We start from the raw sequence: 16,511 nt of genomic DNA on the forward strand, positions 1-16,511 counted from the left end.
CAGTGGAAGATGGCCCTCGGTCACAGCAGCTTGGGCCGCTGACCTGGCGCGCGTCAATAGGTGTAGACCAATTTCCATCCTGTGCCGTACGGCGGAGCGTACCTGTGGTCCGTCAGGTCCGGCTTTGCCGGGGGTGGCCATACCCTCGACCACATCCGGTGCGTGTTATGCCGCCATTTCCCGCACCACGAACGAAAACTCGTTCCCGTCGGGATCCGTCATCGCCATCTGACCGCGCTCGCCGGTGCCGAGCGGGGTCGCGCCGAGCGCGACGAGCCGCTCGACTTCCGAAACAGGGCCGTGCACAACGAAATGGAGCCGGTTCGGCCCGGTTTTCGGGGTGAACGGCGGGCCGCCCCAGGTGATCTTCGGGCCGCCGTGCGGTGACCGGATCGCGGTCTCCTGGTCCTGGTCCCAGACCAGCGGCCAGTCGAGCGCCTTGCTCCAGAAATAGCCGACTTCCTGCGAACCGTCGCTCGCCACCGCGCCGACGAAACCGCATTCGGCGAGGAAATCGTTGCCCGGCTCGATGACGCAGAACTCGTTGCCCTCGGGGTCGGCGAGCACCACGTGTTCTTCCTCGGGAAGCTGGCCGATGTCGAGATGCCTGCCGCCGAGTTCGAGCGCCTTCGCGACCGTCCGCCGCTGGTCATCGAGGGACTTGCTCGTCAGGTCGAAATGCATCTGGTTCTGGCGGGTTTTCGGTTCTTCCGTCGGCGCGAAACCGAGTCGGAAGCCGGTGTCGTCGTTCGGGACCAGGGTGTCGCCGTCGGTTTCCCAGCCGAGGAGGCCCGTCCAGAAACGGGCGAGACGCCGCGGGTCGTGCGCGGCGAAACAGAGCGTGTGCAAGGTGACGGTCATAAGCGACGCTAGAAACGACGGCGACCCGCACGCAACCGAATAAGCGCGTTCCCCCATGGAGTGGACCCGCTTCCATCCGGCGGGGGACGCCGCGGACCGGGACGGCTGTGATCGTTGAACCGATCAAGCGAGCGGACCCCGAGGAGTACGTATGACCGTCCACCAAGCCACCGCGACCGGGCGACTGCGCGCCGCGTGGACCAGAGCACACGCCCCGGTGCCCGGGGTCCCCCGGTGGGCCAAGGTCGCCGCCTACGCCATCCCTTTCGTCGTGCTCCCCTCCGGCCTGTGGCGGATCATGACCGTCGTCTTCCACATCGGCGACGACGCCACGCACGGTGCGGGCCAGCTCCCGTCGTGGTTGCCGGGGCCGGTGTACGTCATCGCGTTGTCCGTTGTCTCCGAGTTGATCGCCTTCACCGCGGTCGGGCTGATCGCCGAGTGGGGGGAGGTCCTCCCGCGCTGGATTCCGCTGCTGGGCGGCCGCAAAATACCGCCCCTCGCCGCCGTCGTGCCCGCCGCTCTCGGCGCCACGATCCTGACCGTGCTGTGGACGACCGCCTACGCCACCTCACTGGCCGGGCTCACCCTCCAAGGCGATCCCCTGCCGGACGACTTCCCCACGGAGTCATTGCACGGCTGGCAACTCGCCTTCTTCGAACTCACCTACGCCCCGCTCCTGCTCTGGGGACCGCTGCTGGCGGCAGTCTGCTTCGCGTACTGGCGGCGGCGCCGGCAGTAGTAAGTACATGAAGGCCCCCTTCCTGTACCTAGTGTCCTGCACCGGAAGTTCGCGCCGTAAATCCGTATCGATATCCGGCCGTTTCGCGCCTAGTCCAGGGGTCATGGGCTCTTGACCGTCCACAAGGGACGCCGGGCAGGCAATAGTGTCCATTTTGGGTACTTTGCGCGGGGGTCGTGAGTGGCAATGAGCGTTCTAACGCTCATTGCCACTCACGACCCCCGCTGAAAACCGCACATTTATCCACAAGCCGGACATATCGCCGCCCGGAAGTGTCCCTTATGGACACTCAAGACGGGCCGGCTCCTGTGGTCGGTCCGGAACCTCACCATGAAGGCATCCTGGCTACCTTGAAGTCAGCGAAATGCTCACGGCCTCAGCCGGCAGCATCTTCACCGCACAAAACAAGAAACAAGAGCCTTCGGCACCACACCGAATCACCACACGAACTTCCAACTCGGGACACTAGGCGCAAGGAAGGAGGCCTTCACGGAACGATCAGCAGGAGACGCCGGTCCGCCCGTTCTCCACCCGCGCGGTCAGCGTCCGCAGGAACGACGGATCCCCGTCCGCGGTGACCTTCACGTCGTACCAGCCACCCGAAACCGGCCAGTCCACGGTGACCGAACGCCCCGCTCCGACTCGCACGACGCGCGTGAGCCGCGAGGACGAAAGCCGCAGCGTCAGCGCCGAAGTGCCCGAGTTGGACAGCTTGAACTCGACACCCGAACGCCACGTCAGGAAGCGCGTCCGGACATCGACACCCGCGGCGGCCCCGCGACGGTTCCCGCGCAGTTCCCACCACGACCGGTTCGGTCCCTGGACGACCACGCGGTACTCGTCACCGGCCAGCCGCACGAGTTCCGGCGCCTCGCCGCGGACGTCGCGGTGCGCGGGCTCGGCGAATTCGCCCTGGTACGGGTACAGCGCGAAATGCGCGGACGACGAGCCGCTGTTGGCCAGCGAAAGCGCCAGGTTCCCCGACTTGTCCACCGCGCCGGACACCGACACCTGGTACGGCAGCGGACGGGACGGCCGGTTGCCGGGCTCGGCCACGGGCAGGCTCTGCTCCGCGGGGGCGGACGGCCGCCAGCGGCTGATCGGCGCGGGAACGGGACCGGGCCGGTTCACCCGAGGTTGCCGCCCGGCGTGCGAGAAGTCGAAGGCGCCCGTGAGGTCGCCCGCGACGGTCCGCCGCCACTTGCTGATGTTCGGCTCGCCGATCCCGGTCCAGCGCTCGAGGAACCGCAGCACCGAGGTGTGGTCGTACACGGTGGAGTCGACGTTGCCGCCGATCGACCACGGCGAGACGACCGTCATCGGCACGCGCGGCCCGAAGCCGAGCGGCTGGCCGTTGAAATGGTCCGCGTCGTCGGCCGCGTTCCCCGGCGGCATCGGCGGCGGGACGTGGTCGAAATAGCCGTCGTTCTCGTCGAAGTTGATCAGCAGCACCGTCTTCGACCACGTCTCGCGGTCGGACGCCAGTGCGTCGAGCACACGGTAGATCAGGTTCGCGCTGCCGACCGGAGTGGACGCGCCGGGGTGCTCGGAGTCCTTCGCGGACGGCACCAGCCAGCTGACCGCGGGCAGCCGCCGCGCCTGGATGTCCGCCTTCAATCGAGTGACCAGCGTCTCCGGCTCGCTGCGGTACATGGCCTTTTTGAACAGGTTCCGCTCGGCGGGCGTCAGCTTCGCGACCCCGGCGTCGAACTGCGCCAGCAGTTTCGCGCGCTCTTCGGGGGTCTTCTTCGGCAGCGCGTCGTAGAACTCCTCGGTGGTGCGGAACTTCCCCTCGACCGAAGCGAGGATCTTCGTGCCGACCTTCTTGAACGGCAAGAAGTACTCGACGGCGTTGTCGGTGAAGTTGTCCCACTCCTGGTAGATCTGCCACGGCACTCCGGCGGCCTCGATGCGCTCCGGGTACGTCGTCCAGTCGTAACCCTTGTGGTCGTAGGAGTACGCCGCGTTCGTCACCGCGCGGTTGGTCGTGCTGCCCGGTTCGAAACCCGTGGTCCCGGTCCAGAGGAAGTTCCGGTTCGGGTTGGTCGAGCCGAAGATCGAGCAGTGATAGGCGTCGCAGATGGTGAACGTGTCCGCGAGTTCGTACTGCAGCGCGATGTCACGGCGCTCGTAGTAGGTCATGGTGGCGGGCGTCTTCGCCGCGATCCAGCCGTTGTTCCAGCCGCGCGCCCACGCCTTGCCGCTGCCGTTCCAGCTGTGGTCGAGGTCGCCGAGGTACTGGATGTCGTCCGCTTTCCGCCCGGCGAGTTCGGCCGCCTTGCGCACCGAGAAGGGCAGCACCGTCCCGCCGGCGGGATTCGGCTGCTCGAACACCGATTTCCCCGACGGCAGTTCGAGCGGGTGGGCGTCGGAGAAGCCCCGGACGCCGCGCAGGCTGCCGTAGTAGTGGTCGAACGACCGGTTCTCCTGCATCAGCACGATCACGTGCTCGATGGCGTCGAGTCCGCCGCGCCGCATGGGTTCGGCCATGGCGGCGTGCACGGACGGCGGGAGAAGGGTGGTGGCGGCCGCGGCGCCGGTGGCGCCCAGCAACGTGCGGCGTGACAGTTCAGGCATGCCGGAACCTTGACCCAGTAACATGAACGTCACAAGAACCGGTCGACTCGGAGTCGGCAGCCGGAGTGGTCCGCCCGTACGATCCCTGGATGGCCGTGATTCCCGAGCATCACGACGAAAACGGCGGTGGGGGAGAACCCGCGAAGCCGGTGTCCGCCGAACCCGGTGGCCGTCGCGGCGTCTTGATCCGCCGGATCGCGATCAGTGCCGGAGCCGCCGCCGGTTACGGAGTCCTCCTTCTCGTCGCGCTCTCCGGCGTGCCGGACCTGCCCACCGCGCTGGGCCCGAGGCCGGTACCCAGGCCGCAGGCGACGTCCCAGCCTCCCGCGACAACGCCGCCTACGACACCGCCGCCCACGACAACGACGGACGGGCCAACGCCGAGCGGGCCTCGAACGGCTTCGCCGCCGGAATCGTGGGGAGCGCCCGAGCCGGTTCTCGAAACAATGCCCACGAGCGCCAGGCCTGCTCCGGTCCGGACCACGACCGTGTCCGGCCCGCCGGACGCACGGGCCCCCTCCACCACTTCGCCGGCGGACAGCGAGCGCCGCAACAGCCGCGCGCCCGATGACCCGCCCGGGCACGCGAGGACCACGCCGCCCAAGAGCGGGCGCTGACGTCCGGTTCTCCCCGGTTCGTCGTGAGGTCACTGCGCTGAGTGACCGTCCGGCGGGGTGACACCGCCGAACGGCTGGCGGGGCGGTAACCTCACGGGCACCAAAGACCGCAGACCCTTGAGGAGGGCCCGTGTCGGCAGGGCAGATCGCCGCGCTGATCGCCGCAGGAGCATTCGTCGTACTCGTCGTGCTTCTGGCGATCGTGCTGTTCAAGCTCGGCCGGACCCTGGACGAGGCCACGATCGCCATCCGCAAGGCGCACGAGAACACCGACCCGTTGCTGATCGGCGCGAACGAGACGATCACGCACGTCAACACGCAGCTGGAGCGGGTCGACGGCATCACCGCGAACGCGCAGGCCGTCTCCGGCAACGTGTCCGCGCTGTCGTCGGTGTTCACCGCGACGCTCGGCGGACCGCTGGTGAAGACGGCCGCCTTGTCCTACGGCCTCAGCAAGGCCATCAAGGCCCGCCGCAAGAAAGCGGAAGCGAAGGCGGCCCGCCCGGCGAAGAAGCGGGGCCGCAAATGAAGCGCCTGTTCTGGCTCGGCGTCGGCGTGGTCGCCGGCGTCGCCCTGTCACGCAAAGCGACCGAAACCGCTCGCCAGGCCACGCCGGCGGGGCTAGCCTCGAACCTGGGCGACGCCGTGCGGGAACTCGCGGGCGCCGTCGGTTCGTTCGGCGCGGAGGTCCGCGCCGGGATGAGCGAACGGGAACAGGAGCTGCACGACATGGTGTCCGAACGCACCGGTTTGAGCACGGCCGCCGACGGCCCTGCGGGCAGGCACGCGGCGTCGCCGCGGCGCCCGGCCCGGCGAGCTCGCCGGGCGGAGGGCTGGTGGGGTCGCGTCCGCGACCGGAACAGACCCAGCCCTCCGCCGTTCCCGCCTGTCCGCATTCCCAGCGCTTTCGCGCGAGCCCGTATACAAGGACGATCCCGTGGAAACACACGAAATCACCCAGCGTTTTCTGAGCCATTTCGAGAACAAGGGACATACGCGCGTCCCGAGCGCGCCGCTGATCCTCGACGACCCGAACCTGCTGTTCGTCAACGCCGGCATGGTCCAGTTCAAGCCGTACTTCCTCGGCGAGGTCCCGCCGCCGTACCCGCGTGCGACCAGCGTCCAGAAATGCGTCCGCACCCCGGACATCGAAGAGGTCGGCAAGACCACCCGGCACAACACGTTCTTCCAGATGGCCGGGAACTTCTCCTTCGGCGACTACTTCAAGGAAGGCGCCATCGAGGCGGCCTGGGAGCTGATCACCAAGCCCCAGAGCGAAGGCGGCTACGGCCTCGACCCGGCACGCATCTGGGCGACGGTCTACGAGGACGACGCCGAGGCGGCCGGCCTGTGGAAGAAGCTCACCGGCCTGCCCGGCGAGCGCATCCAGTCCCGTGACGGCAAGGACAACTACTGGGACATGGGCGTGCCCGGTCCCGGCGGCCCCTGCTCGGAGATCTACTACGACCGCGGCCCGGACTACGGCCGCGAGGGCGGCCCGGTCGCCGACGAGGACCGCTACATCGAGATCTGGAACCTCGTCTTCATGCAGGACGTGCGGGGCGACAAGAGCCCGAAGCACGGCCACAAGCCGATCGGTGAGCTGCCGAAGAAGAACATCGACACCGGCATGGGTGTCGAGCGGGTCGCGACGATCCTGCAGGGGGTCGAGAACGTCTACGAGACCGACCTCGTCCGCCCGGTGATCGGCCGCGCCGAGGAGTTCTCCGGCCGGCGCTACGGCTCCGACCACACCGATGACGTCCGCTTCCGCGTCATCGCCGACCACGGCCGCGCCCGCGTCCTGCTCATCGGCGACGGCGTCACCCCCGGCAACGACGGCCGCGGTTACGTGCTTCGCCGCCTGCTGCGCCGCATCATCCGTTCCGCGCGCCTGCTCGGCGTGCACGAGCCGGTGCTGCCCGCCTTCGCGGCGGTCGTCCGCGACACGATGGGCCCGACGTACCCCGAGCTCGTCTCCGGTTTCGACCGCATCGAGGACGTCGTGCGCGTCGAGGAGGAGGCGTTCCTCTCCACGCTCACCAGCGGTTCGCGCATCTTCGATATGGCAGCCGAGGAGACCAAGCGCTCCGGCGGTTCGCTGCTGGCCGGTGACAAGGCGTTCCAGCTGCACGACACCTACGGCTTCCCGATCGACCTGACCCTGGAGATGGCGTCCGAGCAGGGCCTGGCCGTCGACGAAGAGGGCTTCCGCACGCTCATGAACGAGCAGCGGCAGCGCGCGAAGGCCGACGCGGCGTCGCGCAAGACCGGTCACGGTGACCTGTCCGAGTACCGCAAGGTGCTCGAACAGCACGGCGAGACCCAATTCCTCGGCTACACCGACCTGCAGGCCGAAGCGAAGGTCGTCGCGCTGCTCGAAGACGGCGTGCCGGTGCGCAGCGTCGGCACGGGCAAGAAGGCGGAGCTGGTCCTGGACCGCACGCCGTTCTACGCCGAGAGCGGTGGCCAGGTCGCCGACCACGGCGTGCTGCTCGGCGACGGCGTCGAGCTCAAGGTCCACGACGTGCAGAAGATCGTGCCGGGCCTGTTCGTGCACCGCGTCGAGGTGCTCGACGGCGAGGTCGGCATCGGCACCGCGCTGACCGGTTCGGTCGACCAGCACCGCCGCCTGTCGATCGAGCGGTCCCACTCCGCGACACACCTGGTCCACGCGGCCGTGCGCGGCGCGTACGGCAAGCGCGCGGCGCAGGCCGGTTCGCTGAACTCGCCGGGCCGGATGCGCTTCGACTTCACCACCTCCGGCGGGGTCTCGGCCGACGTGCTGACCGAGGTCGAGGAAGAGGTCAACGACTACCTCCAGACCAATGTCGAGGTGAACACCTTCGTCACCACGAAGGACAAGGCCCTCGAACTGGGCGCGGTCGCGCTGTTCGGCGAGAAGTACGGCAACGACGTCCGCGTCGTCGACATGGGCGAGTACTCCCGCGAACTCTGCGGTGGCACCCACGTCGACCGCATCGGCCAGCTCGGCCTGGTGAAACTGGTCGGCGACTCGTCCATCGGTTCCGGCGTGCACCGCGTCGAGGCGCTGGTCGGCACGGACGCGCTCAAGTACGTCCGCAAGGAGCAGCTGCTCGTCTCGCAGCTCGCGAGCACCTTCAAGGTGCCGTCGGAGCAGCTGCCGTCGCGGATCGACGACGTGCTCACGCGGCTCAAGAACGCCGAGAAGGAGATCGAGCAGCTGCGCACCCAGCAGGTGCTCGGCTCGGCGGGCTCGCTCGCGGACAAGGCCGAGGACATCGGCGGCGTCGCGGTCGTGGCGGAGAAGCTCGGCGAGGGCGTCGACTCGAACGGTCTGCGCGCGCTGGCCTCCGACATCCGCGGCAGGCTCGGCAACCGTCCCGGCATCGTCGCGCTGTTCGCCCCGCAGGGCGAGAAGGTCGCCTTCGTCGTCGCCACCACCAAGGCGGCGCAGGAGAAGGGGATCGCGGCGGGCAAGCTCGTCCCGTCGTTCGCCGAGGCGATCGGCGGCCGCGGCGGCGGCAAGCCGGATATGGCGCAAGGCGGGGGTACCAACCCGGCCGGGGCCGAACAGGCCATCGCCTCACTGCGCGCGGCGGTCGCCCAAGTTGGCTGACGACGCCCTTCAGCGGCGCCCGGATCGGCCAGGGGAGACCGATCCGGGGCGCGGCAGGCGGCTCGGGGTGGATGTCGGATCCGTCCGGGTCGGGGTCGCGCTCAGCGATCCCGACCCCATCCTCGCGAGCCCGCTCGTTACCCTCACTCGCGACGCGGTGGGCGACAAAGACGTCGACCAGCTCGTCGGACTCGTCACGGAACACGACGTCGTCGAAGTCGTCGTGGGCCTGCCGAGGACGCTCAAGGACCGTCACGGCCCGGCGGCCGAAGCGGCGCTCGACTACGCCGAAAAGGTCGCCGCCAGGATCGCCCCGGTGCCGGTGCGACTGGCCGACGAGCGGTTGACCACGGTGACGGCATCCAGGATGCTGTCGCAGCGTGGGGTGAAGGGACGTAAGCAACGTGCCGTCGTCGATCAGGCGGCCGCGGTCGAGATCCTGCAGGCGTGGATCGACGCGGTAGCGGCACATCGCGCACGGAAGGGCGATACATGACCGAGCCCCACGGCCGGCCCGAGCGCCGTCAGGGCGGTAGGCGGCGATTGCGGGAGCCTGAGGAGGCCATCCAGCCGCCGGCCCCGCCCCGTCGAAGGCCCGAACCCCAGCCGACGGGACGACGGCACATCCGGCAGGAACCCCCCGAGGCGCCGCCCGTGCGGCGTCCGGTGGAGGAACCGCCGCGTGCCCGCCGGTCTCCCGAAGAGCCACCGCCGCGTGCCCGGCGTGCGGCCGAGGAGCCGCCGCCGGTGGCACGTCCGGCCCCGCCGAGGCGGGCCCCGGAACCCGCGGTTCCTCCGCCGCCTCCCGCACCGCCGCGGCGGTCCCCCCAGCCGGGTGACCGGAGTCTTGGCATGCCCGCGTACGCCCAGGACGAGCCGCCCCGCCCCGGCCGCCGCAGGCGCCGCGAGGACGACGGCCCGCTCTCGGACGAGCGGCCGACCGACATCCTCCCCGCGATCCAGGACGCGCCGATCGCCCGGCGCCCCGGCGCTGCTCCTTCTTCGCCGCCTCAAGGCAGCGAAGAGGAATACAACGAGATCTTCGGCGACGACACGTACGACGACTATGACGAGTACGACGACTACGAGGATTACGACGACTTCGAAGACGACGACCGTGCCGAGCCGGAACGCATCGAGGACGAGCGCCCGGAACGTCAGGGACCGCCGCCCAAGAAGCGCAAGAAGAAACGCGCGGTGGGCTGGATCGCCGCGCTGACCGTGCTCGTCCTGCTCGCCGGTGGCGCCTACTACGGCTTCACGCAGATCTTCGGTTACGACGACTACGAAGGCACCGGCGAGAGCGACGTCCTCGTCCAGGTGGAGAAGGGCGACTCGACCTCCGCGATCGGCAACCGGTTGCAGGCGGCCGGAGTGGTCGCCAGCGGCAAGGCGTTCGTGAAGGCGGGCGAGGACAACACCGCCGTCTCGCGGCTCCAGCAGGGCTACTACGTCATGAAGACGAAGATGTCCGGCGCCAGCGCGGTCGAGAAGATGATCACCCCCGCGTCGAAGGTCGGCCAGGTCGAAATCCGGCCGTACACCCAGTTCCACGACATCACCCAGCCCGACGGCAAGGTGACCCCGGGTGTGTATTCGTTGCTGTCCAAGGCTTCCTGCGCCGACCTGAACGGCAAGAGCACCTGCATCCCGGTCGAGGAACTGCGGAAGACGATCGAGACCGCGGATCTGGCGAAACTGGGTGTCCCGTCCTGGGCCATCGACTCCGCCGCGAAGGCGGAGCACAAGGACCGGCGGCTCGAAGGGCTGATCGCCCCGGGCATCTTCAACGTCAAACCCGGCTGGACGGCCGAGGAACTGCTCACCGACGTCGTGAAGACCTCGGCGAAGCGCATCCTCGACGCCGGGCTGAGCGATCAGTCCAAGGGCGAGGGCAAGACACCGTACGAGACGCTCATCATCGCGTCGATCATCGAACGCGAGGCGGTGAAGGCCGACTTCGGGAAGATCTCGCGGGTCATCTACAACCGGCTCGACGAGAAGATGCGGCTCGAGATGGACTCGACGGTCAACTACGTCCTCGACCGGCCGACCCTGCTCACGAAACCCGAGGAACGGGAAAAAGCGGGCGCGTACAACACCTACAAGTCCGTCGGCCTGACCCCGACACCGATCGCGGTGCCCAGCGCGGAAGCGATCCAGGCCGCGCTCAAGCCGGTCGCGGGAAACTGGATCTTCTTCGTCAAGTGCGAGAAGAACGGGCTCTCCTGCTTCGCGGTGACGAATGACGAGCACAACAAGAACAAGCTGGACGCACAGAGGCGTGGTGTCTACTAACCGCAAAGCCGCGATCCTGGGAAAGCCGGTCGAACACTCGCTTTCGCCCGTGCTGCACGGCGCCGCCTTCCGCGCGCTGGGCCTGGACGGCTGGACCTACGAGCGGGTCGAGATGGACGGACCCGGGCTGCCCGCGTTCGTCGACGGTCTCGGTCCGGAATGGACCGGGTTTTCGGTGACCATGCCCGGGAAACGGGCCGCACTGGAGTTCGCCGGCGAGGTAAAGCTCGCGGCGACGGCGGTCGGCGCGGCGAACACGCTGGTGCGCCGGGAAACCGGCTGGCTGGCGGACTGCACCGACGTCGACGGGGTCACCGAGGCACTGCGCATCGCGGGGGAGTACTCGCCCGGCGAGGATGACGCGGCCGTCGTCCTCGGAGCGGGCGGCACGGCCGCGGCGGCCGTCGTCGGGCTCGCGTCGCTCGGCGTGCGGACCGTGCGGCTCGTCGTGCGGGATCCCGCACGGGCCACGGAAACGGTCGAGGCGGCGCAGCGGGCGGGGCTCGACGCCGAAGTGCTCCGCTGGGCCGACGCCGACTTCGGGAAGCTCGCGGCCGACTCGTCGGTACTGGTGAACACCGTGCCCCCGGACGCGGTCCGCCCGCATCTGGCGGAGCTGGCCCGGATCGGCTGCGTCCTCGACGTCATCTACCACCCCTGGCCGACCGCGCTCGCCGAAGCCGTCGCCGAACAGGGCGGGCGGCTCGCGACCGGACTGGATATGTTGCTGCACCAGGCTTTCGGGCAGTCCGAGTACTTCACCGGGCAGCCGGCGCCGCGAGCGGAGATGCGGGACGCTCTTCGGGAAGCGACCGGCGGGATCCTTCCGTTGCCGATCAGCTGACAAGTTCGCCAGAGTTCGATAATCTGGCCGACTGCCTTGAGAGAGGAACAAGGGGTCGATGCCTAAACCTGATCGAGACGATTACACCGAAGAAGACATCAACAACGCCTGGGTCGATCAGCCTCCGGTACTGAATTCCACCGTCACGCTGGCCGAATACGATCCGGAGTGGCCCGCCCTGTTCGAGCGGGAAGCCAAGCGCATCAGGGGGATCCTGGGGGAACGCGCGCTGGTGCTGGAGCACGTCGGCTCCACGTCGGTGCCGGGACTCTGCGCGAAACCGATCATCGACATCATGCTGATCGTCGCCGATTCGGACGACGAGGACGCCTATGTGCCGCAGTTGGAGGCGGCAGGCTACAAGCTCGTCATCCGCGAGCCGGAGTGGGAGAAGCACCGCAGCTTCAAAGGTCCGGACACCAACATCAACCTGCACGTCTACTCGCCGGACAACGGCCAGACCGAGCGTTACCGGCTCTTCCGCGAGCGCCTGATCGCGCACGAGGACGAGCGGAAGCTCTACGAGGTCAAGAAACGCGAGCTGGCGTCGCGCACCTGGAAGTACATCCAGCACTACGCCGACGCCAAGACCGAGGTGATCGACGAGATCGTCGAGCGGGCGCGCGCCGCCCAGTACGACGGGTTCGCCCGGCTCTACGCGGCGCACGCCGAAACCAGCAGCACCAACGCCCACTACGACCGTCCCGCCATCGTCGAACTGGCCGGGGACGTGGCGAGCAAACGGGTGCTGGACGTCGGCAGCGCGGCAGGTCACCTCAGCGCACTGCTCGCCGCGAAGGGGGCGGACGTCCTCGGCGTCGACGCCAGCGCGGGCATGGTCGCCATCGCCAGGGAGAAGTTCGGGGACGTCGCGAAGTTCGAGACGGCCGACGTCTCGCGGCCGCTGTCCTTTCTGGACGATGGCTCGATCGACGTCATCACGGCGTCCTTGGTGCTGCACTACCTGAAGGAGTGGGCGCCGGCGCTGGCGGAGTTCCGGCGGGTGCTCAAACCGGGCGGGCTCCTGGTGTTCTCGGTGCACCATCCCGGCGAGGACTGGCGCTGGTTCGGGAAGCAGAACTACTTCCAGCTCGAACTGCTGGAGGACGAGTTCCCGGCTGGTCAGAAGGTCCGGTTCTACCGGCGTCCGCTGAGCTGGACGTTCGGTGCGGTGCGGGATGCCGGATTCGCGGTCGACCGGCTGGTCGAGCCGATGCCGGATGAGGCGATCGCCGAATCGGACCCGCGGTGGTACGCGAAGCTGCGGACCCAGCCGCGGTTCCTGTACTTCCGGACCGTCCGGGAGCCAGCCCGCAATTAGTCACCTACTTGCGGCCGGTGGGCACCCCAGAAGTCTGTGAAGGCCTCCTTGCCTGCCCTGAGGGTCCCGGCAAAGTCGCATAACCGCTGGTTGAAGTGGGTGGTGGGGACTCGTCACAGTGGCCTGACATCTTCTCGACTGTCCACAGGGGACTCTTTCCGGGTATCAGTGCCTGATTCGGGCGTTTTGCGAAGGGGTCGTGAGTGGCAATGGTCGTTCTAACGATCATTACCACTCACGACCCCCTCGAGAACCGCACATCTAGCCATTAATCAGACATTTAACTCCTCGAAAGTGTCCCTTGTGGACACTCGGGGACTTGATGCATGCCTCGTGCCGGCCGGCGAACCCACGCAAGTAGGTGACTAATCGCGCGGGGGAGCGGGATCGTCCCGCTTCGAAAGGTCCCGGATCAGTGAAACGATCTCCCGGCTGACCGGCCTCAGCACCCGCAGCCGCGAAAGCCCCACCAGCCGCGCGATCAACGGGACCGTCCGTTCCACCAGCATCCGGCTGCGTTTCTGGCCGGGGGAGCGATCGTGGACCCAGAACAGCACGACACCCATCTGGTACAGCCACAGCAGGTCGGGCAGGTCGTCGCGCAGGTCCGGGTCGAGTTTCACGTCGGAGTCGGCGATGACGTCGCGCATCAGGCCGATCGAGGCGTCCCGCGCGGGCGAAGACTCCTCGCTGAACGGGCTCAGCGGCGAGTCCGGGTCGGCGGCGTTGACGAAGAACTGGGTGCCGAAGCGGTGGTACGGCTCGGCGACGTCGAGCCAGGTGAGCAGGACGGTCTTGAGTCGCGCGCTGAAGTCCCGCTCACCTTCGATCGCCTCCCGCGCCGTCGTCAGGTGCACCCTGGCGATCTCGTCGTAGAAGCCTTGGATCAGCTGGTCTTTCGAGGCGAAGTAGTAGTAGGCGTTCCCGACCGACACGCCCGCTTCGGCGGCGATGGCCCGCATGGTCGTTCGGTCGTAGCCGTTCTCGCCGAACAACCGTAACGCGGTCGCCACGATCAGTGACCTGGTTTCCTCACTCTTCGCCACGACTGCACGTTATCCGGTCAGGGCGCGGGGTGCGGAGCGGGCGCCGGGTAGCCGGGGTAACCGGGGTAGGGCGGCGGCACGGGCCGCGCGGCCGTGTGGTTGAGGTGCTTGCGGCGGATGCCGTTGAACACCAGCACGTTCCCGACGTGCATCACGCCGAGCACGAGCGCCACGGTGCCGACCTTCACCGACAGCATCTCGAAGACGTCGCGCGCGTCGAGGACGATGTCGTCGCTGGTCAGGAACAGGGTCACGAAACCGAGGCTGACCAGGTAGAACCCGACGACGAGCAGTTGGTTGACCGAATGCGCCAGTGCTTGTTTGTCCTGGAAGACGTCTTCCAGGAACGTCTTGCCGTGCCTGCTCAGCGTGCGGGCGACCAGCACGGTCAGCGGCACGGTTATGGCCAGGTAGAGGGCGTAGGCCACGACTACGGGTTGCATGGGGACCTCCTTTTGAACGTGTTCAAGAAGTACCGTAGCTCAGATTTTGAACGCGTTCAAGAGACGCTGTTCACCTGAAGCTCACCCGTGCGGCCGCACGGAGTGCGTATCGTCGCTACGACTCTGGGAGGTAAGACCGTGAAACGCATCGCCGCCGTGCTCACCTCGGGCGCCTTGCTGGCCGGGACGCTGCTGGCCGCCACACCGGCGGAAGCCACCGTCGGGCACAACGTCCGCTTCGCGACGTTCAACGCTTCGCTCAACCGTGGCGCCGCCGGTCAGCTGGTGACCGACCTTTCCCAGCCGGGCAACGCCCAGGCGGGCGAGGTCGCCGAGGTGATCCAGCGCAACCGGCCCGACGTGCTGCTGATCAACGAGTTCGACTACGTGCCGGGCAACCGCGCCGCGGACCTGTTCCGCGAGAACTACCTCGAGCGCGGCCAGAACGGTGCCGCGCCGATCGACTACCCGTACGCCTTCACGGCGCCGTCGAACACCGGCGTCTCGACCGGCTTCGACCTCGACCGCATCGCCCAGGTCGGCGGCGGCAACGACGCGCACGGCTTCGGCCTCTTCGAGGGCCAGTACGGCATGCTCGTGCTGTCCAAGTACCCGATCGACACCAAGAGCGTGCGGACGTTCCAGAAGTTCCTCTGGAAGGACATGCCGGGCGCGCTGCTCCCGGACGATCCGGCCACCCCGGCGCCCGGCGATTGGTACTCGCCGCAGGCGCTCGACGTGCTGCGCCTGTCGTCGAAGTCCCACTGGGACGTTCCGGTCCGCGTCGGCCGCTCGACCGTCCACTTCCTGACCGCGCACCCGACGCCGCCCACCTTCGACGGCCCCGAAGACCGCAACGGCACCCGCAACAACGACGAGATCCGCTTCTGGGCGGACTACGTGACCCCGGGCAAGGGCCGCTACATCCACGACGACAACGGCCGCCGCGGCGGGCTCTCCCCGCACGAGAAGTTCGTCATCGCGGGTGACTACAACTCCGACCCGCTCGACGGCGACAGCGTTCCGGGCGCGATCTCGCGCCTGCTGAACGCGCCGCGTGTCATCGAGACCCGGCCGGGCAGCGAAGGCGGCGTGCGCGCCGCCCAGGACCAGGCAGGCGCCAACATCGGCCAGAAGGGCGACCCCTTCTTCGACACCGGCGACTTCAACGACAACGCGCCGGGGAACCTGCGGATCGACTACGTCCTGCCGTCGAAGGGCCTGATCCCCTGGCGCGCCGAGGTCTTCTGGCCGCTGCCCGACTCACCGCTGGCCCGGCTGAACGACGCTTCGGACCACCACCTGGTCCGGGTCGACGTGTTCGTCCCTCGCTGGTGACGTCAGGGCCCCGGCAAAGTTGCATTGCCGGTCGTGAGTGGTAAGTGTCGTTAGAACGATCATTGCCACTCACGACCCCCTCACACAACGCCCAAATCAGGCACTCTTACCTGGAAAAGGGTCCCCTCGCTGGTGACGTTCAGCTGAGCCGCGCGGTACCTGGGCCGGTGAGCGTGGCGAGGCCGATGCTTCGTCCGCTCACCGCCAAGAGCAGGTCGTCGAGCGGGCCTCGTACCTCTTCGAGGCCCGTGCCACCGGTCCACTCGGCGTCGGTGGCGATCAGCTTCAGGTCCTTACAGCGCTTCTTGGCGCCCCAGAACGGGCTGGCCAGCAGGTGCTCAAGCGCCGCGATCGTCGGCTTCTCCGGCATGGGCCGGTCGATACCGAGCGGGCGGGCGACGTCCTGGCCGTGGATGAGGACGTCGGCGAGCTCGTCGACCGGTTTGGCGCCGAGCGGGCGGCGTGCCGATCCGGCGTCCTCGCGGATCTGGGCGACGAGTTCGGCCGGGGTGAACCGCGCGGCGTAGGCGACGGCCTGGTCGACGTTCATCCGGTCCCAGTTCCCCTTGGCCTTCACGATGCCGACGAGGGTGTCCTTGAGCCGGTTCCTGGTGGTCTGCGCGAGATGGCCCGCCATCGCGTGGACCGTCCACTCCGTACACAGCGTCTTCGCCGACCAGTCCAGCTCGGAGAGGCTCTCCAGCAGATCCGCGAAGCTCAGCCGTTCGGCCTCGGTCCAGGCCAAGACGTCGCCGTCGTCCATCCCGCTCCTCTGTCCGGAGATACACCTCGCCGCCATGGAACCACAGTCCTCGCCGTTCGA

General features: G+C 68.2%; 14 protein-coding genes and 1 pseudogene. 10 read left to right on the top strand and 5 right to left on the bottom strand.

Annotated elements, in window-relative coordinates; all coding sequences use genetic code 11:
- Positions 1 to 165 precede the first annotated feature (165 nt).
- On the bottom strand, positions 166 to 861 hold the full coding sequence (locus tag DMH03_RS21435; protein ID WP_125793740.1) for a VOC family protein: 696 nt from the start codon (positions 859 to 861) through the stop codon (positions 166 to 168).
- A gap of 151 nt (positions 862 to 1,012) precedes the next feature.
- On the opposite strand from DMH03_RS21435, the gene DMH03_RS21440 reads away from it, so the two are divergent.
- Positions 1,013 to 1,603, top strand: a complete 591-nt coding sequence (locus DMH03_RS21440; protein WP_125793741.1) for a hypothetical protein — start codon at positions 1,013 to 1,015, stop codon at positions 1,601 to 1,603.
- 498 nt (positions 1,604 to 2,101) lie between these two features.
- On the opposite strand, the gene DMH03_RS21445 is transcribed toward DMH03_RS21440, so the two are convergent.
- Positions 2,102 to 4,180: a phosphocholine-specific phospholipase C gene (locus DMH03_RS21445; RefSeq protein ID WP_125793742.1), complete on the bottom strand. Its 2,079-nt coding sequence runs from the start codon at positions 4,178 to 4,180 to the stop codon at positions 2,102 to 2,104.
- Between the two features lie 89 nt (positions 4,181 to 4,269).
- Here DMH03_RS21445 and DMH03_RS21450 point away from each other — a divergent pair, with 89 nt between their 5' ends.
- From DMH03_RS21450 to DMH03_RS21485, 8 genes and pseudogenes are all read left to right on the top strand, one after another.
- Positions 4,270 to 4,797, top strand: coding sequence for a hypothetical protein (locus DMH03_RS21450; RefSeq protein ID WP_125793743.1), 528 nt, complete (start codon positions 4,270 to 4,272; stop codon positions 4,795 to 4,797).
- A gap of 130 nt (positions 4,798 to 4,927) precedes the next feature.
- Positions 4,928 to 5,326 (top strand): DUF948 domain-containing protein, encoded by a 399-nt coding sequence (locus DMH03_RS21455; RefSeq protein WP_005157207.1) that lies wholly within the window; start codon positions 4,928 to 4,930, stop codon positions 5,324 to 5,326.
- Positions 5,323 to 5,631 (top strand): annotated as a pseudogene (locus tag DMH03_RS42600) (hypothetical protein); the annotation flags it as partial. The gene DMH03_RS21455 and the pseudogene DMH03_RS42600, both read left to right, overlap by 4 nt.
- Before the next feature lie 103 nt (positions 5,632 to 5,734).
- The gene (alaS, locus tag DMH03_RS21465; RefSeq protein WP_125793744.1) at positions 5,735 to 8,398 is read left to right on the top strand and encodes an alanine--tRNA ligase; all 2,664 of its coding nucleotides are present in this window, start codon (positions 5,735 to 5,737) and stop codon (positions 8,396 to 8,398) included.
- The gene (gene ruvX / locus DMH03_RS21470; protein ID WP_125793745.1) at positions 8,391 to 8,894 is read left to right on the top strand and encodes a Holliday junction resolvase RuvX; all 504 of its coding nucleotides are present in this window, start codon (positions 8,391 to 8,393) and stop codon (positions 8,892 to 8,894) included. The genes alaS and ruvX overlap by 8 nt, the downstream gene beginning before the upstream one ends.
- Positions 8,895 to 9,250: 356 nt before the next feature.
- A complete protein-coding gene (mltG, locus tag DMH03_RS21475) occupies positions 9,251 to 10,696 on the top strand; it encodes an endolytic transglycosylase MltG (protein WP_125793746.1) in 1,446 nt (481 codons plus the stop codon).
- A complete protein-coding gene (locus DMH03_RS21480; protein ID WP_125793747.1) occupies positions 10,683 to 11,540 on the top strand; it encodes a shikimate dehydrogenase in 858 nt (285 codons plus the stop codon). The genes mltG and DMH03_RS21480 overlap by 14 nt, the downstream gene beginning before the upstream one ends.
- 58 nt (positions 11,541 to 11,598) lie before the next feature.
- Positions 11,599 to 12,861 carry a GrpB family protein gene (locus DMH03_RS21485; RefSeq protein ID WP_125793748.1) on the top strand — a complete coding sequence of 421 codons (1,263 nt, stop codon included), beginning with the start codon at positions 11,599 to 11,601 and terminating at the stop codon, positions 12,859 to 12,861.
- A gap of 365 nt (positions 12,862 to 13,226) precedes the next feature.
- Here the strand turns inward: DMH03_RS21485 and DMH03_RS21490 are convergent, their stop codons facing one another.
- On the bottom strand, positions 13,227 to 13,907 hold the full coding sequence (locus tag DMH03_RS21490; protein WP_125793749.1) for a TetR/AcrR family transcriptional regulator: 681 nt from the start codon (positions 13,905 to 13,907) through the stop codon (positions 13,227 to 13,229).
- A 17-nt stretch (positions 13,908 to 13,924) separates the two neighbouring features.
- Entirely contained in the window at positions 13,925 to 14,350 is a 426-nt protein-coding gene (locus DMH03_RS21495; RefSeq protein ID WP_125793750.1) for a hypothetical protein, read from the bottom strand.
- A gap of 138 nt (positions 14,351 to 14,488) precedes the next feature.
- Between DMH03_RS21495 and DMH03_RS21500 the strand changes: the two genes are divergently transcribed.
- Positions 14,489 to 15,688: an endonuclease/exonuclease/phosphatase family protein gene (locus DMH03_RS21500; RefSeq protein ID WP_125793751.1), complete on the top strand. Its 1,200-nt coding sequence runs from the start codon at positions 14,489 to 14,491 to the stop codon at positions 15,686 to 15,688.
- A gap of 139 nt (positions 15,689 to 15,827) precedes the next feature.
- Here DMH03_RS21500 and DMH03_RS21505 read toward each other — a convergent pair whose 3' ends face one another.
- Positions 15,828 to 16,451 (bottom strand): maleylpyruvate isomerase family mycothiol-dependent enzyme, encoded by a 624-nt coding sequence (locus tag DMH03_RS21505; protein WP_125793752.1) that lies wholly within the window; start codon positions 16,449 to 16,451, stop codon positions 15,828 to 15,830.
- Positions 16,452 to 16,511 lie beyond the last annotated feature (60 nt).

Origin of the sequence: Amycolatopsis sp. WAC 01376 (genome assembly GCF_003947415.1) — a bacterium.
Lineage (GTDB): Bacteria > Actinomycetota > Actinomycetes > Mycobacteriales > Pseudonocardiaceae > Amycolatopsis.

What these genes read in the sequence shown, in the direction of transcription:
- DMH03_RS21450 (WP_125793743.1), top strand. Translation starts at nt 4,270, where the DNA reads ATGGCCGTGATTCCCGAGCATCACGACGAAAACGGCGGTGGGGGAGAA.
- DMH03_RS21505 (WP_125793752.1), bottom strand. Translation starts at nt 16,451, where the DNA reads ATGGACGACGGCGACGTCTTGGCCTGGACCGAGGCCGAACGGCTGAGC.
- mltG (WP_125793746.1), top strand. Translation starts at nt 9,251, where the DNA reads ATGCCCGCGTACGCCCAGGACGAGCCGCCCCGCCCCGGCCGCCGCAGG.
- DMH03_RS21445 (WP_125793742.1), bottom strand. Translation starts at nt 4,180, where the DNA reads ATGCCTGAACTGTCACGCCGCACGTTGCTGGGCGCCACCGGCGCCGCG.
- DMH03_RS21440 (WP_125793741.1), top strand. Translation starts at nt 1,013, where the DNA reads ATGACCGTCCACCAAGCCACCGCGACCGGGCGACTGCGCGCCGCGTGG.
- DMH03_RS21495 (WP_125793750.1), bottom strand. Translation starts at nt 14,350, where the DNA reads ATGCAACCCGTAGTCGTGGCCTACGCCCTCTACCTGGCCATAACCGTG.
- DMH03_RS21435 (WP_125793740.1), bottom strand. Translation starts at nt 861, where the DNA reads ATGACCGTCACCTTGCACACGCTCTGTTTCGCCGCGCACGACCCGCGG.
- DMH03_RS21485 (WP_125793748.1), top strand. Translation starts at nt 11,599, where the DNA reads ATGCCTAAACCTGATCGAGACGATTACACCGAAGAAGACATCAACAAC.